Source organism: Marinomonas sp. CT5 (assembly GCF_018336975.1).
In the GTDB taxonomy this organism is placed as follows: domain Bacteria; phylum Pseudomonadota; class Gammaproteobacteria; order Pseudomonadales; family Marinomonadaceae; genus Marinomonas.
Window position 1 is genome coordinate 1,217,877 of sequence record NZ_CP025572.1, and the last position, 25,184, is coordinate 1,243,060.

Sequence of the window (25,184 nt, forward strand, 5' to 3'; positions counted from 1 at the left end):
CTTATGAAAGCGGTCATCGTTGCAGCAGCAAGAACGCCAATTGGTGCGTTTAATGGCGCGTTATCTTCATTGAGTGCCGTGCAAATAGGCACTCAGTTGTTGTCTGGCATGTTAGTTAAGCAGCCAATTTTGAAAGAACAGATTGATGAAGTGATTTTGGGCCAAGTGCTGACGGCTGGCTGCGGGCAGAATCCAGCGCGTCAAACGGCCATTCATGCAGGGTTGCCAAAACACGTTTCAGCTCTGACGATTAACAAAGTCTGTGGGTCTGGTTTAAAAGCTGTACAGCTCGCCGCACAAGCGGTATTGAATGGTGATGCCAAGATGGTTGTGGCAGGTGGACAAGAAAGTATGAGCCAAGCGGCGCATGTTTTACCAAACAGTCGTTCAGGCAAAAAAATGGGCAATTGGGCGTTGTTGGATTCCATGGTAACCGATGGTTTATGGGATGTTTTTAACGATTATCACATGGGGCAAACCGCCGAAAATATTGCCAATCGCTGGGAGATTAGTCGTCAAGAACAAGATGCTTTTGCTGCCAACTCCCAGCAAAAAGCCGCCAAAGCGCAAACATCAGGGCGATTTGTGGAGGAAATTCTGCCTGTCTCAATACCGCAACGCAAAGGCGACCCTGTCATGGTTGAGGCGGATGAACAAATTCGTCCCGATACAACCGCCGATTCTCTCGCCAAATTGCGTCCAGCCTTTGCCAAAGAAGGCTCGGTGACGGCGGGTAATGCTTCCACCTTGAACGATGGGGCGGCCATGGTGATAGTGACATCTGAGGAAGAAGCGCAGCGCTTGGGCTTGCCAATTCTTGCTGTCATTGAAGCGGCCAGCGGTGCGGGTGTTGATCCAGAAATAATGGGAACCGGTCCAATTGCGGCGACCCAAAAGGTGCTCAAAAAAGCCCATTGGCAAGTAACAGATTTGGACTTAGTAGAAGCAAACGAAGCGTTTTCTGTTCAGGCATTGTGCGTGAATAAAGAGCTTGGTTTAGATGCCTCTAAGGTCAATGTGAATGGTGGCGCTGTGGCATTGGGTCATCCTATTGGCGCATCAGGATGCCGAATTCTGGTTACCTTGCTCCATGAAATGCAACGCCAAGATGCCAAAAAAGGCCTAGCCACTTTATGTATCGGTGGCGGTATGGGTGTTGCTATGTTGGTTTCTCGATAGTCCATTCCGTTCAGATCAGTCCAATTAATTAACGTCATAAAGTGAGGCACAAAGGGGGGCTCTTAGTGAGTTCCTCTTTATGTTTTTGCTTTTTCGTCCAATAAAAAATATAAAAAAAAGGATAAGTAAATGAATACGCTTGAACAAAGACAAACTGGCTTACAAAAAGTCAGCCAATTTTTTGTCACCTTACTACAGCGCTTCCTTCCAGACCCTTTCATCTTCGCGATTGTCTTAACATTTGTTGTATTTTTATTGGTCATGCCGAGTACTGGGCAGGGGCCAATGGAGGTAGTAAATGCTTGGGCTGGCAGTTTTTGGAACTTACTGAGTTTCTCTATGCAGATGGCCATGGTAGTGGTAACCGGACATGCCATGGCAAGTGCCCCCGCGTTTAAGCGCAAATTGGCCATGCTGGCGGGCGTCGCTTCCACTCCTGGGCAGGCGATTATTTTGGTCACTGTGATCAGTGCCATGGCCTGCTGGGTGAACTGGGGATTTGGTTTGGTGGTGGGAGCGATTTTCGCCAAAGAAATTGCCGCCCGTGTTAAGGGCGTAGATTATCGCTTATTGATCGCTTCTGCTTACAGTGGTTTTTTGTTTTGGCATGGCGGTTTGTCGGGATCTATTCCTCTTTCAATCGCTGGTGGAGCGAATATAGAAAAAGTCACTAATGGCGCGGTAACCGCTGCCATTCCGACATCTGAGACTATTTTTTCTACGATGAACTTAGTCATCTTAGCGGTGATGTTTATCACGATTCCATTGTTGAATTGTTTGATGCATCCTACACCGCAGGACACGGTTACCATTGATGCTGAGTTGCTGAAAGAACAAACGTCTGAGACGCTAAATAAAACAGATATGACGCCAGCAGAGCGCCTAGAAAATAGCCGAGTTTTATCGACATTGCTGGGGATCATGGGCTTCGCTTTTGTGATCTATTATTTTGTGACGAATGGCTTTGCGCTAAACCTAAATATTGTCAATTTTACTTTTTTGTTTGCTGCGGTTTTATTACATGGAACGCCAAAAAGCTTGTTAAGTGCAGTCTCTCAAGGCGCACGTAATTGTTCTGGTATTCTACTGCAATTCCCATTCTACGCAGGGATTATGGGGATGATGACCGCAACAGGTGATTCAGGTGCCTCATTAGCCGGTCTGATTTCGCAAGCGTTTGTTTCTATTTCGAATGAGACGACGTTTCCGCTACTTACTTTTTTGAGTGCTGGCATCGTCAATTTCTTTGTCCCTTCGGGAGGTGGCCAATGGGCAGTACAAGCGCCCATTATGATGCCTGCTGGCGCGGCATTGGGTGTGGATGCGGCTAAAACGGCAATGGCGATTGCTTGGGGCGATGCTTGGACCAACATGATTCAGCCATTTTGGGCGTTACCCGCGCTGGCTATTGCAGGGCTAGGCGCGAAAGATGTGATGGGTTATTGCTTAATGGCTTTGATTGGATCTGGGGTCATTATTTCTTTAGGTTTCTTGATTTTCTGATTGGGATTTACTTGAGAAAAGAGTTTACAAAAAAACTAGGGTGGATTTGAAATGCCCCCAGCCGTTGGACTAACCAATGACTGGGGGCATTTATTTGCAGTGACTATTGTTCAGCGATTAAAGAGTAAAAGGACGGTCGCCGTCTTCGTCTTTAATACGTGTCGGTAAGCCCATTTCGTTTAGCAAGCCCAAGAAAGGTTTTGGATCAAGTTGCTCAACGTTACGCATTTCTTTTGCATCCCAAGTGCCATTAGCGACTAGGATGGCAGCGGCAACAGGTGGAACGCCAGCCGTGTAAGAAATACCTTGGCTACCCACTTCGTTATAAGCATCTTTATGGTCTGCAACGTTGTAGATAAACACTTCTTTTTCTTTGCCGTCTTTCAAGCCTTTGACCACATCACCGATACAGGTCTTGCCTGTGTATTCTGGAGCAAGAGAGGATGGATCAGGTAATACGGCTTTAACCACTTTAAGTGGCACTACTTCTAATCCTTCCGCTGTTTTAACAGGTTGTTCAGACAGAAGTCCTAGGCTTTTCAGTACCGTGAAGACATTGATGTAATGTTCACCAAAGCCCATCCAAAAGCGTACGTTTGGCACATCTAGGTTTTGTGAAATGGAGTGCACTTCATCGTGGCCTGTCATGTAAGCTGTTTGCTTGCCGACAACGGGTAAATCGTCTGTACGGCTAATTTCAAACATTTTGTTTTCTTGCCATGCGCGATTCTGCCAAGAGTAAACACGTCCGGTAAATTCACGGAAGTTAATCTCTGGGTCAAAATTGGTCGCAAAATATTTGCCATGGCTACCCGCATTGATATCAATGATGTCGATATCACTTACGCTGTCAAAGTATTCGTTGTAAGCCAGTGCTGCGTAGGCGTTAACTACACCAGGATCAAAGCCCACACCTAGAATGGCCGTAATGCCTTTTTCTTTACAAGCGTCGCGACGCTTCCACTCGTAGTTTGCATACCATGGTGGGGTTTCGCAGATTTTTGCTGGGTCTTCATGGATCGCGGTGTCTAGATAGGCGGCACCAGTCTCCATACATGCTTCAAGCACAGACATATTAATAAAAGCAGAACCTACGTTAATCACGATTTGAGATTCGGTTTCTTGAATCAATTTAACCGTTGCTGGCACGTCAAGAGCGTCAAGAGCGAATGCTTGAATGCGGCCCTCTACCTTCATGCTGCCTTTGTCGAGGACACTGGATACAATATCGTCGCATTTCGAAACGCTGCGTGAAGCAATTGCGATATTGCCCAGTGTGTCATTGTGTTGGGCGCATTTATGTGCCACTACACGTGCCACGCCTCCGCCACCAATAATGAGTACATTTTTTTTCATGGTAGTGCTTTCTCCAAAGTAGTAACTGAATCAGAATTAAGACAGGTTCTGCTCAAAATCGTTGTAATCGAATTCCCTAACAAGTTCGATGCTGCCATCCAATTGGCGTATGGCAATAGACGGCATTTTAACACCGTTAAACCAGTTCTTTTTCACCATGGTGTAACCCGCCGCGTCTTGGAAAGACAAACGGTCACCCACTTGCAGTGCTTTATCAAATTTAAATTCGCCGAAAATATCCCCTGCAAGGCAGGATTTACCGCAAATCATGTATTCATGCTCGCCATCGCAAGGTGCCATCTTGGCATTTTCACGGTAGATCAATAGATCTAGCATGTGAGCTTCTATAGAGCTATCGACAACGGCCAAATTTTTGCCATTAAACAAGGTATCGAGCACGGTTACTTCTAATGTCGTACTTTTTGTAATACTGGCTTCACCTGGTTCTAGATAAACCTGAATGTCGTATTTTTCAGAAAAACTTTTCAGACGCTGGCAGAACTGGTCGATAGGGTAGTCCTCGCCAGTGAAATGAATTCCTCCACCAAGACTGACCCATTTGACTTGTTGAATCAAATGACCAAAGCGTTCTTCGATAAGGGTCAGCATTTCATCAAAGCGGTCAAAGCTGTTGTTCTCACAGTTATTGTGGAACATAAACCCTGATATATCATTAATGACACCAGCAATTTTTTCCGGATCCCATTCGCCAAGTCGGCTAAAAGGTCTCGCAGGATCAGCAATGAGAAACTCTGACGTACTGACTTGCGGGTTAACACGCAAACCACGGGTCTTGTCTTTGCTGGCTTCTTTGAAACGATTGAATTGACCAATCGAATTGAAGATGATTTTGTCTGAATGATTGAGAACTTCAGTAATTTCATCATCGGAGTAGGCCACGCTGTAAGCGTGAGTTTCACCTTTAAATTTGGTTTTACCCAACTTGACTTCGTATAGAGAGGAAGAGGTGGTGCCATCCATATAGTCTTGCATCAGGTCAAACACAGACCAAGTCGCAAAACATTTTAGGGCTAACAAAGACTTAGCTCCAGACTGCTGGCGTACATAGGCAATCTTCTCTAAATTCTTCAGAAGAGCCGCTTTATCAATTAGGTAGTAAGGTGTCTTGATCATGGCAACCTGCCCGCTCGTCAAAACGGTGTATTCTAGAGCAAAGTCGGGGGCTCTTTCTAGCTTAATAAAGGTATTTTATAGTGCTTTTTGTGACATCTTGACGACTTTTGTCAGAATTATTCTTTTGGTTGGAGGTCGGCGATTGAGTTTTCGTTATGGTGTAATGAATTATAGGCCTATAAGGTATTTCCCTTTATAATCCTTGCTACAAATGTGATGCGGTTTTTTAACGTTAGTGAGTTATGGCTGCGATAGGCGAAAGATTTTTTAAAGTATATGAGGAACATCTTAGTATGTTGATTTTGGTAATGGGGTTGGTAATTTTCTTTTTTGCGCATTCGATTCGTTTAGTTGCACCTAAGTGGCGTGAAAAAAGTATGGCCACTCATGGTGCGATGCGTTGGAAGATGCGCTTTGGTATGGTCACTCTACTAGCGGCCGCATTGATTATTATGGGGTATATGCAAGCTCGCCTTGAACCTGTCTGGTTATGGTTTCCACCCGTTTGGACTCGCCATCTGGCTGGTTTGCTTGTATTGGTGGCACTTTTCTTTGCTGGTTCTGCTCTAGTGCCAAATACCACGATGAAAAAGAAAGTGGGCTACCCAATGTTAATTGCGGTGAAGATTTGGGCATTTGCGCATTTGATCAGTAATGGTACTTTGGCCGATATGATTCTTTTCGGCAGCTTCTTGGTTTGGTCTATTGTGAGCTTTGCTGTTTATCGTCGACGTGATCGAAAAGCTGGTATTGTGCGCGAGCAGGAGACTGGTGTTCAGTATGATTTGGCTGCTTTCACCTTTGCTATGGTTTCTTGGTTTGCGATTGCCTTTTATCTTCATCAGGCGATTATCGGTGTTTCACCATTAGTTTAATGCGTTATTAGATTAAATAGAGATAGAACAAAAAAACGCCCAATTCAGGTTGATCTGAATTGGGCGTTTTAATTCATATCAATGCATTAGGTTCTAAAATGATTGATGTTCTTGGTTAAATCTTCTGCCAGTAATTTTAGTTCCTCTGCACGAGCCGCACTTTCGGTGGCAAGCTCGACTAATTCCATTGAACCTTGCTGTATTTCTGTAGTGTTTTGGTTTACTTCTGCAGTAACACTGGTTTGCTCTTCTGTGGCGGTTGCGATTTGCGCCGCACGATCGTTTATTGTGTGAACAGACTGCTGGATCTTATCAAGGCTTTCTTTAGCTTGATTAACATCTTCGACACTGCTATTCGCCCTAGTATGGCTTAGTTGGATTTTGCTCACCGCATCTCTGGTTATATTTTGCAGAGACTCAATCATCTTTTGGATCTCTTCAATGGAACTGTAAGTTCGCTGCGACAACACTCGAACTTCATCGGCAACCACGGCAAAGCCACGACCTTGTTCACCAGCGCGAGCTGCTTCAATTGCTGCATTCAGTGCTAACAAGTTTGTTTGCTCAGCAATGCCAGAAATGGTCGTTAATATGGTGTTAATGCCATCGGCGTTGTCGCTGAGGTCGTGAATGACATTAGCAACATCTTGGATATCGGCCGCCAAAATTCGAATACTTTCTTGGCTTTTTAGTACCTGAGTTTGGCCTATGTTGCTGGCAGCGACGGTTTCATCAGCGTTGATTGCTGTATTGGTTGCGTTGCCTGCAATTTCTTGTGTTGCTTGTGCCATTTCATGGATAGCGGTGGCAACCATAGAAATATTATGTTGTTGCTCTTCAAGTTTTAAAGAGCTGTTCTGCGACGAGTCGTGTGCTGCAATGGCTTGTCCTTCCAGATCGTGTCCAATCTTTTTAAGATGCGACACTGTGTGGTGCAGCAATGCCACGAACTTATTAAAGTTATCGACCAAAACGGCTATTTCATCTTTAGAACTGGCGGTTAATCTCTGTGTTAAATCGCCATTACCTTGTGCAATTTGCGCCATACTGTCAGATACGCGGCGTAAATCCTTCAGTAAAAATCGTGTGACTTGAATCACCCCTATTATTGCGATGGAAAGCAAAATAAACACTGCGATAAGAATATTTGTGCCCATATTAATGAGAGGCGCATTGAGCACGTCTTTGTTCATTATTAACCCTAACACCCAAGGGCTGCCTTTGATATTACTGGCGTACATGTCTGTGTCTCTACCGTCTAATGTTAGCTCGGTAAATTGGGCTTGATTTCGGATACCCTGAAAGAACTTGTTATTCAGTTCAGGCGATAGTTCGGTTGCGTCTTTTAGAATAAGGTCGGTGTTTGGATGAGCAATGATTTTGCCATTACCATCAAATAATACGCTATAGCCATCACCCGCTACTTTCATCGCTAAAATACTGTCTAGAATGCTGTCTAAAAAGACGAGACCACCAATAGCGCCAACAAATTTGCCATTAATGGTAATGGGTTGGACAAACGTCATGGACAGTTTCTTAGTTGAAGCTGAAATGTATGGCGCTGTCACATAAGCCTTATTTTTAGCTTTAGCGTCAATATACCAGCTGCGTTTACGAGGGTCGTAATCTGCGCTGTTTAGTGAAGGATCATGACGATACATAGCGCCATTTTCTAAACCTAAAAAGGTCATGCCAAAGTTCAAGCTACTTTGGGCTTGCTGAAGAATATTGAGAACTTCTTTTTCGTTTAGGTCTGGAGTTGCTTGTAAAGAAGACTCTAACTTTTGTTTGGTCGCCAGCATGGCACTCATTCGATCATCCGACCAACTGTGAATATAGGTCGAGATCGCATTCGCTTGTGAGCTGGCTTGTGATTGTATTCGAGTGTTACTGTCGGATTGAAAAGCATAAAAAGACACGCCTCCAACGCCAGTCGCAATGATTATTGCGACTATGATGGATTGAAGCGTTATCTTAGTTTGTAAGGAAAGGTGCATCCTTTTCTCCAATGGAAATGTGTTGTGGGGATTTTTGTTTATACGGTCGTTTTGTAAGGCTAAAAATCCGCTATTTTCTGTTATCTAGCGTGTGTTTTCTATGATTAGGTCTTCGCTCGATAGTTTTGATACTTTTGAATCTTTCTGTTATCGTCCGCGCCCCTTTTTATTCACTATAGCTGGTAATTATTAGATGATTTGTGGATTTGATTACGGAACATCAAATTGTGCATTAGGTATCGTTCAGGACTCTGCTGTACGTTTGGTCGCCTTAGAAGGCGAGCATACTTTTTTACCCTCAACATTATACGCTTTGGATCGCGACTTAATTACTGAAGCGGTTGGTAGAGGGCTTCAAGATATTCATTCTAGACAAGCTTTTGCTGATTTGCGTAAGAATGTTTTGGCGCGTGCTAAACGAGCCCGTTATGAAGAAGACATAGCAGACGAAGATCAAACCTTATTTTTTGGTCGTGCTGCATTTGAAGAATATTTTCAGTGGCCAGAAGAAGGCTACTTTGTGAAATCCCCTAAATCGTTTTTAGGCGGCACAGGGTTACGTGATCAGCACATTCATTTTTTCGAAGATGTGGTGACTGTCATGATGCAGAACATCAAACAGCGTGCCGAACAAAGTTTGGGCGCAGAAATAACCCATACCGTTATTGGTCGCCCTGTAAACTTCCAAGGTCTTGATGCTGAAGCCAGTAATCGCCAAGCTTTAGAGATCCTAACCACGGCTGGCAAACGCGCTGGTTTTAAAGAAATTGAGTTTCTGTATGAGCCAATCGCGGCTGGCTTGGATTTTGAAGTGAAGCTTAGCGAAAATAAAACCGTTTTGGTTGTGGATATCGGTGGTGGTACAACAGACTGCGCTATGGTTCGTATGGGGCCAGATTATCTTGATAAAGAAGACCGTCGAAATGATTTCTTAGCCCATACTGGGGAGCGTGTTGGCGGTAATGATTTGGATATTCAAATCGCAGGTAAGCATTTTATGCCCTTGTTTGGTATGGGGTCCCTGCTAAAAACTGGGCTACCAATGCCCACACAATTGTATTGGAATGCGGTGACAACGAATGATGTGTCTGCCATTGCCACTTTCAATAGTATGGAGACACTGAATCAAATGGCGCAACTGCGTTTAGATGCGGCTGAACCTAAGTTAATTGAGCGTTTTATAAGATTGCGAGAAGAAAAGCATAATTACCATCTGGTTCGAAATGCAGAAGAAGCAAAAATCGCTTTATCGGATGTTGAGCACTATACCGCTGCGCTTGAATACATTGAATCGGGGTTAAATACCTCAATTCATCGTGAGGAGTTGGCCCATTCTATTTTCTCGCCTCTAGAGAAAATGATTCAGCTAATGACTTCGGCGATTGAGCAGGCGGGTGAAAAACCAGACCTTATCTATATGACGGGGGGCTCGGCTAAATCCCCAGTGATTCGTGATGCGATTCAGCGGCATATTGGTGATATTCCTGTTTTAGATGGTGATCACTTTGGAAGCGTTGCTGCAGGTTTAACCGTTTGGTCCGAGCGGATTTTTAGATAAGCTTAACAAGTGATCATGGTATAAAGAGAAGGGCACTTAAGAGCGGACTAAGGTTCGCTTTTCATCAACAAATTAAAATTGTGCTTAATTAACTGAGATTTTTCCATAATTAAGCTCAGTTAATCTTGATACAATGTTTACTCACTAAACATTTTATACGGAGTATGTATTTGTTGAACAATGTATTTATCCAGTTCAAGGCGCTTTTTGCCTGGAGTGATGTAAAGCGTCCTTGGCATCTTGCTGTTCTTGCGGCTCTTTGTGTTGGCATTCCTGCGTTGATCGGCGCGGCAACTGATCAATTTGCTGTGGCTACTCTGTCAAGCCTAGGAGCCATGATCATTTTATATTTGCCCAAAACGCGTACAGCACACCGTATGGTAACCCTTGGTATGTGTACATTTGGTTTCATGGTGTGTTTTGCCGTTGGTTCTCTTTCTAGTTTTAATCATTATGTTGCCGCTTTGGCGTTAGGGATATTGTCATTTGGGGCGATTGTCATTACTCGGTATTACCGTTTAGCTCCTCCTGGCAGTTTCTTTTTTATACTTGTTTCGGCTTTGGCAATTTATTTACCCTTTGATTTAAGTCGATGGTCATCGAATATCGGCATGGTGGCTTTAGGAGGGATGCTGTCTTGTGGTCTTGCTTTTATTTATAGCCTAATGACCGGAGCAAATGATTTACCGACAACTAAAGTAGAAACAGACCCTCAAGTAAATGCCATTATTTTAGAAGGGGCGTTGGTCGCTTTTTTTATTGCATTTGCTTATCTCATTGCTGTTTTATTAGCATTGCCTAATGCGCTTTGGGTGCCTATTTCTTGTGCGGCTATTTTGCAAGGTGCTACGTATCGAATGATTTGGCACCGAAATGTTCACCGCATCGTTGGGACGGCAATTGGCATGGGTGTCGCTTGGTGTTTATTCTCTCTTCATCCTAATTATTGGGTGCTGGCATTGAGCATGATCTTCTTTCAATTTGTCGTGGAATTGTTGATCGTAAAAAACTACGGCGCAGCGGTGATTTTTATTACGCCTTTAACCGTTATTATGGCTGAAATTACCAGTGCTGATATGAGTACCGAGGTATTACTGGAACATCGGCTGGTGGATATTTTCATCGGTAGCTCGATTGGCATTTTAGGCGGAACCATTTTTCATCGAACTTCTTTACTTAAAAGTATTGAGTCGAGAATGAATGCACGTAGCTCATTATCTGGGCGTAAACCTTCTTAGTATTCTTTCAAAGATGAACCTAAATGAATGCCTTTCCGCTTTGTATGAAAGGCATTTGTTTTGCCTACGGAATTTGGTTTCCTTTAGTTGCTTAAAACTAAGTTTAAACGTACGCTGCCGTTATCTGATAGGCATTATCTAAGATTAAGCTAATGTCTGTCAGTCCTTGTGAAGGTGCCCTCATGGGTGAAACGGGAAACAGGTGCGCTTAAATCAGCAAACCCTGTACTGCCCCCGCAACGGTAAATAAGTGCTGTGTTTTTCTCGCTTCCACTGTTTGATTAAATGGGAAGGATCGAGGGCTTTAAAATACATGTCTATCAAACGCTTATCAGTCCGGAGACCGGCCTTCATTGATGAGGATTTTTTGCTATGAAAAATCCGTTAATTTGAATCATACGGGTGAGTATGAAGCATATTTTGGAGGCACACTGTGCATATTGAACCTGGCGTCGTGGATGGCGCAAAAATTGTTTTAAGTTACGCTACAGCGTTAGCGGCGTTTGGTTTTTCCGCCAAAGCCTCTATCGAGATGATCAAAAAGAACGGCCTAATGTCTTTAATCGGCCGCACTGTTTTAACCTCGTTGTTTGTTTTTGCCTTTTTTGAGCTCTTACCCCATCACGCCGTCGGTGTTTCGGAAGTTCACCTTATATTAGGCTCAACGCTGTTTTTGATTTTTGGTCCTGCGGCTGCGTCTCTTGGCTTGATATTAGGCTTGTTAACGCAAGGCGTGTTCTTTGCTCAGTTTGATTTGCCACAATATGGCATGAACGTGACGACCTTGTTGTTACCTTTGTTTGCCATGTCGGCGGTAGCTCGTCGAACCATTGCGGATAATACCGCTTATGTTGATATTAGTTACAAGCAAGCATTACAACTGTCTTTAACCTACCAAGGTGGCATTGTCGCTTGGGTGGCTTTTTGGGCATTTTATGGACAAGGTTTTGGGGCCGAAAACCTAGCTTCTGTGGCAACCTTTGGTATGGCGTATTTGAGTGTTGTGCTGATTGAACCTGTGTTAGACCTTGCTGTACTCGCTGGTGCCAAAAGCCTGCATCGTTTTAAACATTCGTCTTTATTTGAAGCGCGTTTGTTCCATTAATTAGCGTCTTTGAAGGATAAAAATGCCCGCTTGGTTTGTATTGAAGCGACCAAGGGGGCATTTTTTATGGATGACGTTTGTATTGTCCATGCTCGTTAACAAATTCCAAAAACGCCCGATTTGCTCGAGATAAATAGCTGTCTTTGCGCCATGCAATGCCAAGGTCTAGCCATATTGGCGGATCAAAGGGACGAGTAATCAATTCATCGTTCTCTTCAATAACCATAGCAAGTAGGGTAGAAATGCCGAACCCTTGTTTAGTAATGGATTTGATGAGCGGAATTAGGTTGGTTTCAAAACCAATTTTGGGGGTTCTTTTACTCTGTTTTGCTAGCTTGTCGACAATGCGGCGATGAAAATAGCCTTCTTTAAACATCACCAGCTCTTCGTCGAAAAAGGCATCAGGAGAGATTTTATCTAGTTGACTAAAAGGGTGATCCGTCGCAATGGTGACGAGCATTTCTTCTCGAATCAGCGCTTGCGTTTCCAAGCCATCAGGGAGGGTCTCCGCAACAATCACACTGAGATCCAGTTCACCATTTTCGAGCATTTTTTGAAGTTGCCAAGTACCACCTTCTATGACTTTTAAGGTAATGGTTGGGTATTTGTGTCGAAATGCCATTAAGATAGGAGGGAAGTAATAAGACCCTAGCATACTGGGAATGCCGACCCGAACTTCACCTTGGCTTAAACCTTTCAGTTCACTCATTTCGAGCAGAGCATCGTCGGTGGCTTGGATGATTTTTTCAGCATGAATCAGCAGCTTCTTACCTTCGTCGGTCAAACCTATGTTTCTATCTGCTCGGTGGACTAAAGTTAAACCCAAATCTGCCTCTAGTTTCTTTATCGCCATACTTACGGCTGGCTGTGCTACACCCAGTTGTTGTGCGGCTTTGGTAAAACTTTCTGTTTTGGCAATGGCTATAAAATAGCGCAGCGGCTTAATGTCCATCAGTAATCCTTATGAATTGGATAAGATGGATATATTTTATTGATTATTTGGCTGGGCGTATAGTGTCGAAATAATACGTCGTTTTATTCGAGCATCATCCCATTCGGGGGCTGCGGCGATCATTGGAGAGTGTTTGTGATAGAAGTAGGTAGTCGTGCTTTTTGGCGGGGAACCGTGGCGCTGATCATTGGTTCATTTATGATTTTTGCCAATGTGTATGTCACTCAGCCATTGTTACCAATGATTGCTAGTGAGTTTTCTATTTCTCCATTACAAGCCAGTGGCAGCTTTACGATCACCACACTGACATTGGGCATCTCCTTGCTTTTCTATGGTCCTATTTCCGACGCAATAGGGCGTAAAGGCATTATGGTTATGACCATGGTTGGTATTACGCTCACCACCTTTTGTTTGTCTTTGGTGCAAAGCTATGAAGCCTTGTTGGCACTTCGCGGTTTACAAGGTTTTTTCTTAGCCGGATTACCTGCTATTGCCGTGGCGTATTTGGGGGATGAATACACACCAGAAGCCTTGATGGTAGCCGTTGGCTTATACATTAGCGGCAACACTCTAGGTGGCATTGGTGGGCGTCTTATTGGTGGTTTTGTTGGTGAATGGTTAGGGCGTTCCGCAACCTTTGGTGTGATGAGTGCTATTAGTCTGTTTTGCTTATTGGCTTTTTATCTTCTATTACCCAAATCCCAACACTTTGAAGCGAAGCCGTTGCGGGTGGGTCATATATTGATGAACATGAAAAGTCATTTGCAGAATCGTCGCCTGTTAACCAGTTACTTTATTGGCGGTTTTAGTTTCTTCATTTTTATTAACCAATACAGCTACGTAACCTTCGTTTTAGAAGCCGAGCCGTATAATCTCACTGCGAAATACGTGGGCTTGCTCTTCTTAACTTACCTGTCTGGTACATTAGGATCAGCGATTTCCGGCAAGCTTGCCAAACGCTGGAGTCAGCCGAATATTATGGTGCTGGGGACTTGTATCTTTATGTTCGGTTCTTTGGTGACATTGGGGAATTCATTATTAGCGATTATTGCTGGCTTGTTGATAAACAGCTTTGGCTTTTTTCTATGTCATTCCACCGCCAGCGGATTTGTGAGTCGTAATGCCAAACACGCCAAAGCCAGCGCATCGTCTTTGTACTTGGTGTTTTATTATTTAGGTGCCAGCCTTGGCGGTTTTTATCTTGACCCTTTTTGGCAAGCTGACGGTTGGACGGGCGTGATTATCGGCTCTTGGTTGGTCTTGGGTCTGGTGATGCTGGCCGGTATTAGCTTGATTCGACAAAACCAACGTTTGAATAAACTAAGCTCCGACACGGTTTAGGTGTCGGAGCCTTGAAGCACTTTTAAAGTAATTGCCACACGCGAATGATCACAGCGGGGTCTTCATTATAGTTAGCCGCTCTGTCTAAAGTGCCTAGAAAAATGGATTTATTCATCCATTCGTAAGGGCTGCCAATGGGAGCTTCGAAGCTTAATACACTCTTAGCATAACGGTTTTTGGGGTTCTCTTTGGTTGGAGCTGGGCTAATGGTTACCTTGTTTTGAACCAAGATAGTGAAACCATCATCGGTTTCAAGAGCGTATTTAGCGTCTAATTCTTTACTACCGTCAGGTCGTAGTAATTGCCAGTCACCGCCACCTGAAATGACTTTGCCCTTGATTGATGGACCTTCAAACTCCCCCCCTGTAATCCAAACAATGCCCCGATCGCCGTATTTACTTTGCCCAACCGAGACGCGATTTATTTTGTCTATTGTTACGCGGGATTCATAGACAAACTTAGTTTCGAAACGATCGTCTCTGTTGGGGTTAGTATCGGCGGCGAGTGCACTAAAACTGCTGAATAAAGAGAGGGAACACAACGCGATAGTGGGGATGGCTTTAAACATACTTGTTCTCCATTTTTATTGTTTTGTTGCTCTTGTAGCCTAAGAGCGGCCTTTTACGAAAAGGTATAGTGATAATAGAGGGATATTGTTTATCTGCGTAATTGTTTAATTGTTCTAGTGTATTGCTTTTTGCGATATCAGATTGCCTTGTTTATCGATATGTCCCTATACACCGCCAGTTAATTCAGCGTGTCTATCATCAATTTGAGTCAGTACGCAGCCATTACATACCTTGGCTATGCCATATTTGAAAGTAGTCGGGGTCATTGTCATACGTTAGAACGGCAAGATAACGGCGGTCTGGTTTAATATAAAAATACTGGCCCTAAGAATAAAAACTGGCTAATCGATCACTATCAAAGCTCAGAAGAGGCCAATCTTCCTCATTAGTTGCTAATTGTTGATTGTTATAAAAGGCACAATCTTGAAATACTTCTTGCTTAGGTTAGAGGTTGGTTGAATGTGCTTTGCTAAATAGTCTTCTTAATCAGATAAATATTGATGTTTCTTTAGAGAACATATTTTTATTAAACGTTTGTAATATCAAACGTTATTAACAAAGCAGCATAGCTATAAGCAAGTTAGAGTTGTGTTCTTTAACCTTGTTTGATCCAATCGAAACGCTGTAATTTTAGCTAATTTGTTAGGAGAGTTTGAATGAAGATAGGGATTGATCTTGGGACAACCCATAGTGTCGTTGGTGTTTGGAAAGATGGTAGCGTTCAGTTAATACCCGATATGGAAGGCAACATACTTGTTCCATCAGCCGTGGGGATATCTGAAGACAATTATATCCTTGTTGGACAAGCTGCTAGAGACAGATTAGCAACAAATCCAGATCAAACCGTAACAGAATTTAAACGCTTCATGGGGACTGACAAAACTTTTTGGCTAAATGATCAAGAATACAGCGCCATTGAATTATCGGCTATTTTATTAAAAAGCCTGAAAGAACAAGCTGAGCAATATTTAGAAGAACCTGTCTATGAGGCCGTTATTTCAGTACCGGCTTATTTTAATAACAAACAGCGCCAAGCCACTCAACAAGCCGCATCACTTGCGGGACTAGATGTTGAACGATTGCTTAATGAACCAACCGCAGCGGCTTTAGCCTATGGGTTAGATAACCAAGACAGTGAGCAAACTTATTTAGTATTGGACCTAGGTGGTGGCACTTTTGATGTGTCGGTTATTGAAGTATTTAACGAAATTTTTGAGATACATGCTTCATCAGGTGATAACTACTTGGGGGGGAATGACTTTACCAATGTTATTCAAAAAGATGTGTATCAAAAGCATAATGTTCAGAGAGGATTTCTCACCGGAAGTGAAGAACGCAATATTTGGTCCTTATGTGATCAGCTGAAGCGCGATTTAACAGAGCAATCAGAAGCGAGCTTTGAATTTCAATATAAAGACGAAATATACCGATACTCTCTTACTAATGAAGATTTTCGTATTATTAGTTCAGAGTTAATAGAGCGAATTAAATTCCCTATTAACCGAGCCATGTCAGACGCGGACCTTAAAGTCGATGAGATAGATGGATTGATTTTTGTCGGTGGTGCGACCCGCATGCCGATTTTTCAAAAACAAATCAGTCATGCCTTTTCACGTATTCCTCAAACCCAATACAATCCAGACCATGCTATTGCCATTGGTGCGGCTATTCAGGCTGGTATGAATGAGCGTGATAAGCAGCTCCAAGATGTCATAATGACCGATGTTTGCCCATACACATTAGGTGTTGAGGTAAGTAATAAGCATGGTCAATCCGAGTTTTTACCCATCATAGAGCGTAATGCCACCATTCCTGTCAGTGAAACTCGTTCCGTTTACTCGGCTCATCCTCAACAAGAAAAAGTACTCATAAAGATCTATCAAGGTGAAAATTATTTGCCGAAAGATAATGTTTATATGGGCGACTTAGAAATTGACTTAGAGCCATTAAACAAAATACAAGAGCTGTATTTAACTTACACCTATGACCTAAACGGTGTGATTGAAGTGGAAGTGACCAATGTTATCAGTGGTAAAAAATACCGAACTTATGTGGGCGAAAACAGTGAAAACATGGATGAAAACGAACTGCGTGAGCGCTTTATAAGGCTGAATGCGTTAAAAATATTGCCGAAAGACAAGTTAACTAATACGGCTTTCAAGGCCAAACTTGAGCGGTTATTCCAAGAGAGTCTAGGAGAAAAAAGGCACGAAGTTGGTGAGGCCATAGGTCAATTTTTAGACGTATTGGAAACCCATGATAATCATAAAATCGAGCGAATGGTTGAGAGAATCAAACAATATCTTAACATTTAACTGAAGGCTCTTTTCTGAAAAGAGGTTGCGCTATTTCATGAGGCAAGCAAGGGACAAGTAATGAATCATTGGCAAGTATTAGGCATAGAGCCCACTAAAGACAAGCGTGTCATCAAACTAGCCTATACCGAATTATTGAAAAAAAACTCGCCGACGGAATTTCCTGAAGAGTTTAAGAACCTACGTAAAGCGTTTGAACTAGCGACTAAAGAAGCTAAAAAGCTAGAAAAAGCTGAAAGCCAGTCAAGTGATTCGCATCATGAAAAGACAAGCTTAACTGAAGAGAGCCGCTTCACTGAAAAGCCAGCTTTCACCGAGGAAGACACTTTTTCTTTTGACGAGGCGGATTCTTTTGAAGAGGCTTTTCAGAGGGATGAAGAAGCGCAAGCCTATACGGAAGAGCGTGCTCCAGAGCCTATTGAACTGGGTTCTGTTGATTCTATCGAATCATTGCAAATGGCTTTGCAAGAATTATACAGCGATGTTCAAAAACGCAGTGATGTAGAGCAGTGGAAACGACTGTTTTCTTCTCCTATCTTTTGGCAGGTTGATCAAAGCCAGTCTTTGTCAATTTGCTTGCTTGAGTTCTTTTCAGCACACCTCTTTTTACCGGAAGACGTTTTCAGCTTCATCGATGGTAACTTGAAAATTACCAGCGAACTCTCTTCGACAAAAAATAGCCACCAGCGAGACATGGCGCTTGCTCTTAGTATTTATATTAAAAGTTTACCACTCAGAGTTGGCTTTGGTTCTCATGGGCAAGTCAATGCAGATGTGCCTTTTGATAAATTGCTGTACCACTTGCAACTGCGTAATTACATTGAGAACAAGTGCCTCTATGACAACTTAGAAAAAAGCGACATTCTCCAGCTGGCAGCCAAAATTCTGCCTGAATTTAAAGAAGACTTTGCTCTGTATGAGTACATGACTAAGTGGCTTTGGTCATTAGATGCTTATCAAGAAATACATGTCTTACTTGATTCCTTAGAAATTTCTGAGTCTGCCGAAGATCTATTGAATTACCAAGCTCACGCTGCTTTCAAAATACAGGATTATCATTCCGCGTTATCACTGTATTTGAAAATAGACCAATTAGATCGAGATTTTTTAAACACCAAGCTCATGTTTAAGGACATTGGTTTGTGTTATTTGCACCTCAAAGAATACGAAAAAGCGTATTTTTATCTCGCTTCTTCTGTTCGAATGGCTTTTTCTGACATAGACATAAGAGCGGCCTTAACCACAGCTCGACGGCTTTATATAAAAGAGTTGCAGAAAGACGAGGAAGCAAACGCAATTGAAATAGCGCAATTACAATATCAAAACGGACGCTATCAAGACGCTTTAACAAGCACACAAAGCTATCATCGTACCTTTGTCAGTAACAATAATTATCTACAGGCCCTATGTCTCGCTAAATTAGGCCAATTAGAAGATGCGTTTTCATTATTCCAGTCATTTTTTAAGCAATACAAAAGAAGACAGCTTTGTACTTGGCCATTAATTGTGGATTTAGTGGAATACTGTTCGGAGTTCATCACATTTGAATACTTATTTGAGGATTTAATGGATGAGCTTGAAACGGATGATTTCAACCGCTCCCATGAAGTGTTATATCAACCAGGGTCTGTAGAAGAAGTGGCTTATTCAGAACGGGAAAGCGCCGTATTAGAACTTTCCATTGAAACCAAAAAGCCATCTTGTTTCAAAGAATATTGGGATTTTATCTACCGTCAGGAACACGCGTGGGCCGTTATTATGGTGCTTAGAGCCACATTAGCGGAATACGATGATCCTAGCGTGGCACCTGAGCTTAGACAAGCGGCACTTGCTGGAATCAATGAGGCAATGCCAAAAGTGAAGCATAACCCTAAATGGGTTTTGCCATTTTTAAATATCGCCTATATCGAAAGTGATTACGACACATGCTTCAACTTATGTGATATCTGCATCAGCGCTTATCCAAATATAGCGGCGGCTTATTATTACAAAGGGCGCTCGTTTGCAGATTTAGAAAAATACGAACATGCCGTGCCCTTATTGGAATTGTCTGCTCAGAAATTTGGCAACCAAGAGTATGGTGTTTACTCACTTCAATTTGCCATTGAATGCTGTGAGAAACTGATAGAAAACGGTCAACCTTTCCATAACAAATACACAGAATTGTCTCAGCAGTTGAAAACCATGAAGGAGGTTGTTGGTGAGTAGTGAAAATGAAATATTGCTTCCTAGCGAGCCGTTAACCGCCGAGCAAAAATCATGGCTAATTAGTCTTTCTTCTTTTCTTTCTCTGCCTAATAGCTATTCCTTAGACAGCTTGGAAAATAAGAGTGAAAAATACACCCCAGAAGCCATTATCGCTGGCAACTCAAAAGTGCTAAAAAACAGCTACGGAATTAATGACAAAAATGAGTTTATTGACACCTTAGATATTTTTTGTGGTACCGCTCGCAGCCAAGAATTTATGTATTTAATGAAAGAGTGGGCCAAACCTGATTTATATGCGAAACGGCTTTTTGGAAATCGTCATAAATACAAAGGTACAGAGGTGGAAATCGCGTCAGTCTGGGCTGAAAAGTACCGAACGCCATTGTCTCATTGTGGTATTCAAGCGTTTGATATTGGTCGATATGCCTTTCTGTGTCGCTGTGCTTACACCGTTAGCTTAATAACCGAAGAGGAAGCGTGGGCTTTTCTTCTGCGGATTGGGAAAATCACCCAAGAACGCTTCACCAGTTGGTACGAATTTGCCACCAGCTACACCGTAGGTCGCTGTATTTGGCTGGATATTAATATTGATGGCATAGAATCAACGGAAAACACTTTTGATGTTTTGCAAAAAATCCAAACAGAATCTGTGGAGTTAGAGGCAATTTTGGCCGATGATGAGCACCCTTGGAGTACACTGGATTGGGAAATCTCGTTCTAGGGAAGATCAAAACGCTTATCCCAGTGAACGTGCCATAGAAAGCAATACTCAAATAGAACGCTAAGTAAGAGCAAAATATGAACACTAAAATTTATAAAGAAGTATTGTATCTAGCCAAAGAACTGATGACCTGCGCGAACAAAAAAGACCAAGCGGGCTTTGATGCGTATTACCAAGAACTGAAAGCCATTTGTGATGACAACGACGGCACAGACAAAGATCACCCAGTACAATGGGAAACCCTTGGTGACTTTACCGACGACCTTGAGCAGGCCATTGCAATCTACGACACAGCCTTGCAAAAAGCCGCCGCTATTAATTCCAAAGATTATTTATCTTCCATTGGCTTTTCCGCCGCGCAACTGAAACTGGAACTGGGTGATAACGCCGGTGCCATTGAATACCTAGAGCAAGCCAAGATCCACAGTAATAAAATTATTGACAAAGAGCTAAAAGCCGAAATACATGACGTGCTTTATGACCTAAAAAAAGCCTAAAGAAACAAGAGAAACAGAATGGAACGTCCTACCAAGGAACAAATCAGCCAATTGCCTTTGTATATTGGCCTTGGTTTGTCAGACATCCACATCATAGAAAACGAAGTTGAAGCGGAACAGGCCCTAAAAGCACTAGAAAATGAGACACGCCTAGGATTCGACACCGAGAGCAAGCCGATATTTCGCAAAGGCCAAGTTAGCCCTGGCCCATCGCTTATTCAACTCGCTACCGAGTCACAAGCGTTCCTCTTCCCAGTGCGATTTCCTTCCGCTGTCGCTGCGGCGAAGAAAATACTGACTAACCCAAAAATCAAAAAAATTGGCTTTGGCATAAAAGACGACAACAAAGAACTGCGCAACAAACTCGATATAGACATTTGCAACACACAAGATTTGTCCGTCACCTTAAAGCAACTGGCCGGCGAGAAAAACACCATAGGCGCCCGCGCCGCTGTCGCCATGGTACTAGGAAAACGTCTTGGCAAAGGCGCCCAAAGATCCAACTGGGGTGCTTATCCATTGAAAGAACATCAAATACTGTATGCCGCCAATGATGCGCATTCTGCTATTTGCGTGGAGAGGGGGCTAGCTTGCAAGCTTTAGTTTCTTCCCCTTTTTCAAGGGGGAATTAAGCTTATTCGAACGTTTCTTAGGCTTGGTATAAGCGTCGTTCTAGAAGCGATTGCATATCACGACGACCATCGGCGATCACCATGACATAAACCGACTGCGAACTGATTCGATAAATAATACGGTAGGGTTTGAAATAGATTTCTCGATATTCTCGTAGACCGATAGCTAGCAACTCATTTGGATAAGTCCCACGTTCTGGATTATCGGCAAGGCTTAAAAATGCCTCTTCAATGTTGTCTAGAACGTAATCTGCTTTCTCTCGAGCATCATGAGATTCGATATAGTTGTATAGAGTCTCAAGATCGTAAGCAGCATCATCAGTGAGAAATACCTGATCACTCATTAGCGAGTTTTACTCCGGTTACGAAGCTTGGCGACAAGATCACCAGCAGGCTGAACTTTACCTTCTTCTATTTGACGCTGACCTAGGGCTAACATCTTAAGTAACGCCATCGTTTCTTGGGTTTGCTCATAGCTTTTGATGTCTTGTATAACCGCCTTAGCTTCACCATTTTGAGTGATTACCATCGGCTGCATGTTAGTCGACAGGTTACGTACGACTTCAGCGGCATGAGCTTTCAAATAGCTAATAGGTTTGACTTGATCTGATAACTTCATAAATACCTCTTCGTTACGACCAAATATAGTCTTTAAATAGGTCGTCGGTCAATGAATGGTCTTGATGCAAGCTAAACTCAGAAGTTTAATTGTTACCTGCCTCTTGGTTTTTATCGGCTACTTTTCAGTAATGATAACGACACGAGATAATCGTAATAGCGGCATCGTCTACGGCGTAGACCAAACGATTAGTATCATCGATTCTGCGAGACCGGAAGCCTGTTAGATTTTCTTTTAAGGCTTCTGGTTTTCCTATTCCTTCAAATGGTGAACGCTGAACATCGGTAATCAGTTTATTGATGCGTTTTAAGGTTTTCTTGTCTTGTGTCTGCCAATAAACGTAACTGTTCCAAGCTTCATCAGTCCATGATAAAAGTCTGCTACTCATCAATAAGCTCTCGCTGAGATGTTTTGCCCGCTTTAAACTGTGCAATTGAACGATTCAAGTGTTCCGCGTTCGCTGGTGAACGAAGTAAGTGCACAGTTTCCATAAGGCTGTTGTAGTAATCCAGTGACATTACCACCGCATCCTCAGAGTCACGACGAGTGATAACCGTCGTATCCGCATCGTTAATCACATCGTCCAAAACGGACTTAAGGTTATTTCGGGCTTCAGTAAAAGAGACAATTCTCATATTGCACCTCACATGTACATTATATAAGACAAGTCTAGTCTGAAAAGGAAAACATGTACAGAATGTTGTGCATAACTATGCCATGGCAACAATGCACGGGGAGGGAGGTATTTTTAACTGAGCCTAACTGCTTGATCGGCTCATTAACAGAAAACGCTCCAAACTAACTTTAATTGGATGGAGAGTGAAAACGTAGGGCGCCATGAGCGGAGCGTGATGCGCCTAAACATGTTTAATTTTTATCTGACCCTAATTGTTTTAATTGTTTTAATTGTTTTATCTGGGGGTATTACTCCAAAAACTTCAAGACTCACTTTTGATTTATAACGCCCGCAGTTGCGGACGACTTGTAGCGACGAAGGGGCGGAAAGGCGTTCCGACAACCTGCGCTTGTTAACTTTTTCACTGAAAATTTAGCTTGAGTATTTCAAAGCTGCAAATCTTCAATTACCCAAGATGAACGGTCACCCTGAAACAATGGAACGTAGAATTTCCTAAATGAGTAGTCCTCTGGTGGAAAAACGCATATTGATGCTAAGTTAGAGTTCTTAAATTCCGGCCTTGGGCCGTATTGGGCATACTGCATGATAACAGCTGAACAAACAGCATTAATCACATTCCTAAAGGATGCGCTATCAAAATTTCCTTCTCTATCATGCTTTGTCTTGTTATATGCGGAATACCATTCTATGGACTCAGTTGGCCTTACACTATCCCAATTAGAAAACGGACAAACTTCGCCATAATCTGGATAAAAAGTAAAAGAAGCGCTCCAGTCATTAAGGTCAAATATTTCTTTTAGTTTTACATAGTCTGTTGTATTCCATCGCTGTCCAGAGTAATTATTTGCTGCTAATATCCCGACAAATGCCGCTTCTGCTTCCATACAAGCTAACAAGAGTAAATTTCTAAGTTCGTGCCCATAAACATCGTTGTTATTGATTGAGGGCTCAATCGTATAAAATACCTCTTTCAATTTCCCAACGATTCCATCTACTGAGACTAAAGCTTGATTAAATGCCGAACGATTCTGGTTAATTAAGATTTCAGAGATATCTGATAATTCATTCTCTCCTTCATAATAAAGTTTGCATGGACGCCAAACTCTATTTGAAATAGTTCCGGGGGCACAATCTAATGGCTCTATATCAAAAACCTCAAGTTTAGGATCAAACCAGCTGCCAAAAAGCTCTGAGAACTCTTTCAAAGGCAAGCCACGTAGGTGTTCAAGTGTAGGGCTTCTTGGGTTTTCTTTGTCAAAGTCCTTTACTTGCCCACGGTACTCCCCATCTTCACCAACATACCAGATATAGTATTTGCCATCCTTTTCGTACGATACATGAGGCCTACCGTTTCTTTCTGCTAATTCCGGGCGATGATTTTTCGTTTTAAAGTGATATGCATTCACAATTTGTATTCTCTTTTAAGCACTATGTTGGCTAGAGGCAGGATTAAGCTAACTTTTCAATAACGGGCGCAGACATGTGGCGCATAATGGCGAAGCCGCGCGCGTATCTGCGTCCCAGCGAACGAAGTGAGCGTGTTAATTGACTTGTTATGTGCCTATAGGCTTAATTTCTTTTTGGTCGTATTCTTTCAGTTTTTGTTCAATTTCTTCTTTTTCCTTTAACATTTTCTGGTTATCCAATTTTTTTCTCCACATGAAGTAAAGTGCTTTAATTGGTTTTGCATCTTCATCTGACGCGTTACAGATGGGAAAAAGCTTAAACATTTCCTCTGACATATTCACAAATGTCTTTCCATTTGTGTGAAACGCGATTTTTTCATCAGCGACTCCGCTGAGAAAAAATAAAGCGAAAGCTTCCATGCCGTTTACATACCTATTTATAAGAGGCTCCGCTTCAGCTAACTTTTTCACGTCACTACTCTTAATATCTTTGGTGTGAAGCTTAAATCCCTCATTTGTCCGTTCGAAAATCACGTCCTTGAAATAGGTTAGTTCGTGTGCCTTACAAAAAGAATCAAGCTCTAAGGAAACTTGGACTATTTCATCCGAGTACCTCCTGCACTCAACAACTGCGGACTCTACAGCTGCTCTATGACTTTGCGTCTTAAAAATTTTTACGTTCGAGTGTATGTCTTTTTTCGCTAATTCGAGCTGGTCTTTAGTGAGTTTCAATTGCCGCAGGCCAAAGCCGGCAATGAAAACTAAAATAACCCCGCTGATAAAGTACAGTAATTCAGCCCAATCCCGAACCTGTGTGAAGACTATGCTGGTTTGCTCTATATCCATCTAACTTCCTTATCTTGCGATTTCCAACTAAGTTTTAGGCACATAACATTTTAATAATGCGCATGCGCGTTTAGACAATTTCAAAACTATCTAAAAAAACCTTATAAATAATTGAATAATAAAAGTTTTATAAAGCTATTCACAAAAGTGAAAACTGGAAAAACGAGCATGCGTGTTATTCCTTTTATCCACAATGCGTTATTTCTACCCTATGAATCCTTATTCATTGATATTAGAGGACTTTCTTATTTACCTCCAGTACAAAACGCGCACAACTGTTTATTTAAAGTGGTGAAACGAGCAAAAATGCGTTCACCCCAAAAATAGACTGTATATTCATCCACGAATTGTATTTTGCTTCGCCCAAACAATCACTTCGACGCAATCCTGATTGCGCGACTCTATGGAGTTTCAGAGTCCATTAAAAATACTCTTCCTTAAGTCTGCAAAAACAATCTATGCCTTACGATAAAAATCGTCTTGCCAAAACGATAAT

Annotated in this window: 23 protein-coding genes and 1 riboswitch; of the genes, 12 read left to right on the forward strand and 11 right to left on the reverse strand. The window is 42.4% G+C overall.

Annotation, left to right across the window (positions count from 1 at the left end):
- The first annotated feature begins 3 nt into the window (after positions 1-3).
- Both C0J08_RS05765 and C0J08_RS05770 read left to right on the forward strand, forming a co-directional pair.
- A complete protein-coding gene (locus C0J08_RS05765; RefSeq protein ID WP_212655152.1) occupies positions 4-1,179 on the forward strand; it encodes an acetyl-CoA C-acetyltransferase in 1,176 nt (391 codons plus the stop codon).
- A gap of 129 nt (positions 1,180-1,308) precedes the next feature.
- Positions 1,309-2,682: a short-chain fatty acid transporter gene (locus tag C0J08_RS05770; protein WP_212655153.1), complete on the forward strand. Its 1,374-nt coding sequence runs from the start codon at positions 1,309-1,311 to the stop codon at positions 2,680-2,682.
- A 117-nt stretch (positions 2,683-2,799) separates the two neighbouring features.
- Here the strand turns inward: C0J08_RS05770 and C0J08_RS05775 are convergent, their stop codons facing one another.
- Together C0J08_RS05775 and nspC are read right to left on the reverse strand one after the other, a co-directional pair.
- Positions 2,800-4,038 (reverse strand): saccharopine dehydrogenase family protein, encoded by a 1,239-nt coding sequence (locus C0J08_RS05775; RefSeq protein ID WP_212655154.1) that lies wholly within the window; start codon positions 4,036-4,038, stop codon positions 2,800-2,802.
- Positions 4,039-4,074: 36 nt separating this feature from the next.
- Entirely contained in the window at positions 4,075-5,172 is a 1,098-nt protein-coding gene (gene nspC, locus C0J08_RS05780; protein WP_212655155.1) for a carboxynorspermidine decarboxylase, read from the reverse strand.
- Between the two features lie 293 nt (positions 5,173-5,465).
- Between nspC and C0J08_RS05785 the strand changes: the two genes are divergently transcribed.
- Positions 5,466-6,047: an NnrU family protein gene (locus tag C0J08_RS05785; protein ID WP_212655156.1), complete on the forward strand. Its 582-nt coding sequence runs from the start codon at positions 5,466-5,468 to the stop codon at positions 6,045-6,047.
- A gap of 86 nt (positions 6,048-6,133) precedes the next feature.
- Here C0J08_RS05785 and C0J08_RS05790 read toward each other — a convergent pair whose 3' ends face one another.
- The gene (locus C0J08_RS05790) at positions 6,134-8,044 is read right to left on the reverse strand and encodes a methyl-accepting chemotaxis protein (RefSeq protein WP_212655157.1); all 1,911 of its coding nucleotides are present in this window, start codon (positions 8,042-8,044) and stop codon (positions 6,134-6,136) included.
- 193 nt (positions 8,045-8,237) lie between these two features.
- Here C0J08_RS05790 and yegD point away from each other — a divergent pair, with 193 nt between their 5' ends.
- The 3 genes from yegD to C0J08_RS05805 all read left to right on the forward strand — a co-directional run bounded on the left by yegD (position 8,238) and on the right by C0J08_RS05805 (position 11,945).
- The gene (yegD, locus tag C0J08_RS05795; protein ID WP_212655158.1) at positions 8,238-9,602 is read left to right on the forward strand and encodes a molecular chaperone; all 1,365 of its coding nucleotides are present in this window, start codon (positions 8,238-8,240) and stop codon (positions 9,600-9,602) included.
- A 164-nt stretch (positions 9,603-9,766) separates the two neighbouring features.
- Positions 9,767-10,840, forward strand: a complete 1,074-nt coding sequence (locus tag C0J08_RS05800) for an FUSC family protein (RefSeq protein WP_212655159.1) — start codon at positions 9,767-9,769, stop codon at positions 10,838-10,840.
- A 155-nt stretch (positions 10,841-10,995) separates the two neighbouring features.
- A riboswitch (cobalamin riboswitch) is annotated at positions 10,996-11,206 on the forward strand.
- A 67-nt stretch (positions 11,207-11,273) separates the two neighbouring features.
- A complete protein-coding gene (locus C0J08_RS05805; protein ID WP_212655160.1) occupies positions 11,274-11,945 on the forward strand; it encodes an energy-coupling factor ABC transporter permease in 672 nt (223 codons plus the stop codon).
- A gap of 64 nt (positions 11,946-12,009) precedes the next feature.
- Here the strand turns inward: C0J08_RS05805 and C0J08_RS05810 are convergent, their stop codons facing one another.
- Entirely contained in the window at positions 12,010-12,897 is an 888-nt protein-coding gene (locus C0J08_RS05810) for a LysR family transcriptional regulator (protein ID WP_212655161.1), read from the reverse strand.
- Between the two features lie 135 nt (positions 12,898-13,032).
- On the opposite strand from C0J08_RS05810, the gene C0J08_RS05815 reads away from it, so the two are divergent.
- On the forward strand, positions 13,033-14,238 hold the full coding sequence (locus C0J08_RS05815; RefSeq protein WP_212655162.1) for an MFS transporter: 1,206 nt from the start codon (positions 13,033-13,035) through the stop codon (positions 14,236-14,238).
- A gap of 22 nt (positions 14,239-14,260) precedes the next feature.
- Here the strand turns inward: C0J08_RS05815 and C0J08_RS05820 are convergent, their stop codons facing one another.
- Positions 14,261-14,806 (reverse strand): DUF3237 family protein, encoded by a 546-nt coding sequence (locus tag C0J08_RS05820; RefSeq protein ID WP_212655163.1) that lies wholly within the window; start codon positions 14,804-14,806, stop codon positions 14,261-14,263.
- Between the two features lie 657 nt (positions 14,807-15,463).
- Here C0J08_RS05820 and C0J08_RS05825 point away from each other — a divergent pair.
- The 5 genes from C0J08_RS05825 to C0J08_RS05845 all read left to right on the forward strand — a co-directional run bounded on the left by C0J08_RS05825 (position 15,464) and on the right by C0J08_RS05845 (position 21,151).
- Positions 15,464-17,122 carry an Hsp70 family protein gene (locus C0J08_RS05825; RefSeq protein ID WP_212655164.1) on the forward strand — a complete coding sequence of 553 codons (1,659 nt, stop codon included), beginning with the start codon at positions 15,464-15,466 and terminating at the stop codon, positions 17,120-17,122.
- A gap of 60 nt (positions 17,123-17,182) precedes the next feature.
- Positions 17,183-19,330 (forward strand): tetratricopeptide repeat protein, encoded by a 2,148-nt coding sequence (locus tag C0J08_RS05830; RefSeq protein ID WP_212655165.1) that lies wholly within the window; start codon positions 17,183-17,185, stop codon positions 19,328-19,330.
- Positions 19,323-20,051 (forward strand): DUF1266 domain-containing protein, encoded by a 729-nt coding sequence (locus C0J08_RS05835; protein ID WP_212655166.1) that lies wholly within the window; start codon positions 19,323-19,325, stop codon positions 20,049-20,051. Before C0J08_RS05830 ends, C0J08_RS05835 begins: the two co-directional genes overlap by 8 nt.
- Before the next feature lie 77 nt (positions 20,052-20,128).
- Positions 20,129-20,548, forward strand: coding sequence for a tetratricopeptide repeat protein (locus C0J08_RS05840; RefSeq protein ID WP_212655167.1), 420 nt, complete (start codon positions 20,129-20,131; stop codon positions 20,546-20,548).
- An 18-nt stretch (positions 20,549-20,566) separates the two neighbouring features.
- Positions 20,567-21,151 carry a 3'-5' exonuclease gene (locus C0J08_RS05845; protein ID WP_212655168.1) on the forward strand — a complete coding sequence of 195 codons (585 nt, stop codon included), beginning with the start codon at positions 20,567-20,569 and terminating at the stop codon, positions 21,149-21,151.
- 46 nt (positions 21,152-21,197) lie between these two features.
- On the opposite strand, the gene C0J08_RS05850 is transcribed toward C0J08_RS05845, so the two are convergent.
- From C0J08_RS05850 to C0J08_RS05875, 6 genes are all read right to left on the reverse strand, one after another.
- The gene (locus tag C0J08_RS05850; protein WP_212655169.1) at positions 21,198-21,524 is read right to left on the reverse strand and encodes a type II toxin-antitoxin system RelE/ParE family toxin; all 327 of its coding nucleotides are present in this window, start codon (positions 21,522-21,524) and stop codon (positions 21,198-21,200) included.
- Entirely contained in the window at positions 21,524-21,799 is a 276-nt protein-coding gene (locus C0J08_RS05855; protein WP_212655170.1) for a type II toxin-antitoxin system Phd/YefM family antitoxin, read from the reverse strand. The genes C0J08_RS05850 and C0J08_RS05855 overlap by 1 nt, the downstream gene beginning before the upstream one ends.
- A gap of 124 nt (positions 21,800-21,923) precedes the next feature.
- Positions 21,924-22,187: a Txe/YoeB family addiction module toxin gene (locus tag C0J08_RS05860; protein WP_212655171.1), complete on the reverse strand. Its 264-nt coding sequence runs from the start codon at positions 22,185-22,187 to the stop codon at positions 21,924-21,926.
- Positions 22,180-22,434, reverse strand: a complete 255-nt coding sequence (locus C0J08_RS05865; RefSeq protein WP_012069116.1) for a type II toxin-antitoxin system Phd/YefM family antitoxin — start codon at positions 22,432-22,434, stop codon at positions 22,180-22,182. Before C0J08_RS05865 ends, C0J08_RS05860 begins: the two co-directional genes overlap by 8 nt.
- A gap of 427 nt (positions 22,435-22,861) precedes the next feature.
- Positions 22,862-23,842, reverse strand: coding sequence for a hypothetical protein (locus C0J08_RS05870; RefSeq protein WP_212655172.1), 981 nt, complete (start codon positions 23,840-23,842; stop codon positions 22,862-22,864).
- Between the two features lie 147 nt (positions 23,843-23,989).
- A complete protein-coding gene (locus tag C0J08_RS05875; protein ID WP_212655173.1) occupies positions 23,990-24,688 on the reverse strand; it encodes a hypothetical protein in 699 nt (232 codons plus the stop codon).
- Positions 24,689-25,184 lie beyond the last annotated feature (496 nt).